1 protein-coding gene is annotated in these 665 nt (G+C 19.8%); it reads left to right on the top strand.

Going from position 1 to position 665, the window contains the following annotated elements; genetic code table 4:
- The coding region (locus C6B38_RS06795; RefSeq protein ID WP_233485626.1) for a PD-(D/E)XK nuclease family protein at positions 1–540 on the top strand (540 nt) is incomplete at its 5' end.
- Between the last annotated feature and the right edge of the window lie 125 nt (positions 541–665).

The following is a 665-nucleotide window of genomic DNA, read 5'->3' as shown; positions in this document are numbered from 1 at the left end:
TATTTTAATAATACTGAAATTCAATATGATAAATTAATGAAAAATAATGAACTTTTTAAAAAAGCAACAGAAAGAGGAAAAATTATTCATGAGTTTATTTCACGGATTTTATATGATGCAATTTTCCAAACAGAAAATAGAAAAGATTATAAAACAATTATTAAAAATAGTAAAAAAATATCAACAATAAAAGAAAGTTTAAAAATAATTGAGTTATTCTATAATTTTTTTAATAGAATAAAAAACGATTTTATTAAATCAATTATTATGTTTGAAATACCCTTATCAGACGGAAAAGTGTGTGGCACTCCCGATTTAATTTATTATGAAAATAATAAAGCTATTGTTGTTGATTTTAAAACTTGAAAATACTTTAATGCTGAAAAAATTAATAAAGCAAAAATACAAATTACAGCATATAATTATTTACTTGAAAAAAATAATATTTTTACTAGTAATATTGGTGAAATTTGAATAATTAACGAAAATGGCGTTAATATAAATCGTTTCATACTAGTAATATTGGTGAAATTTGAATAATTAACGAAAATGGCGTTAATATAAATCGTTTCAATATTACCAATCAATTAAAGTTAGAATGACAAGAAATAATGCATACATTTTTAAAAAATAATTCTAATAAGGAGAAAAGAAACTATGAAAAT

Origin of the sequence: Spiroplasma sp. ChiS, from assembly GCF_002968355.1 — a bacterium.
Taxonomy (GTDB): domain Bacteria; phylum Bacillota_I; class Bacilli_A; order Mycoplasmatales; family Mycoplasmataceae; genus Spiroplasma; species Spiroplasma citri.
This window is presented reverse-complemented; position numbering and strand designations above follow the sequence as displayed.